This window comes from Thauera aminoaromatica S2, assembly GCF_000310185.1.
GTDB classification, from domain to species: Bacteria; Pseudomonadota; Gammaproteobacteria; order Burkholderiales; family Rhodocyclaceae; genus Thauera; species Thauera aminoaromatica.
The window spans coordinates 1-488 of record NZ_AMXD01000312.1 but is presented as its reverse complement, the minus strand read 5'-3'; the positions used below and the strand labels follow the sequence as shown (position 1 = coordinate 488).

The 488-nt window shown below is 74.6% G+C and carries 1 protein-coding gene; it reads left to right on the top strand.

What is annotated here, in order from left to right:
* On the top strand, positions 1 to 488 hold a 488-nt coding region (locus tag C665_RS19805), incomplete at both ends, for a cytochrome c3 family protein (RefSeq protein ID WP_004331109.1).

The following is a 488-nucleotide window of genomic DNA, read 5'->3' as shown; positions in this document are numbered from 1 at the left end:
CGGGCGAGCGCGGCCAGGCGCCGCTGCCCACCCCGAACCGGGCGCTCGCCGGCGCGCACGCCCAGGTCGACCAGTGCGCCACCTGCCACGCGCGCCGCACCCGGCTGGTCGAGGACGCCGTGGCCGGCGCGCCCCTGTTCGACCAGTTCATCCCCGACAACCTGCGCCCCGGCCTCTACCACGCCGACGGCCAGCAGCTCGACGAGGTCTTCGAGTACGGCTCCTACCGCCAGAGCCGCATGTACCAGGCGGGCGTGGCCTGCACCGACTGCCACGACCCTCACCGCGGTCGCCTGCGCGCGGAAGGCAACGCGCTGTGCACCGCCTGCCACAATCCCGCGCCCGACCGCGGCCGCTTCCCCGGCCTGCAGGCGAAGGACTACGACGCGCCCTCGCATCACTTCCACCGCGGCGGCGCCGGCAGCCAGTGCGTCGACTGCCACATGCCGAGCCGCAACTACATGGTCGTGCATCCGCGCCGCGACCAC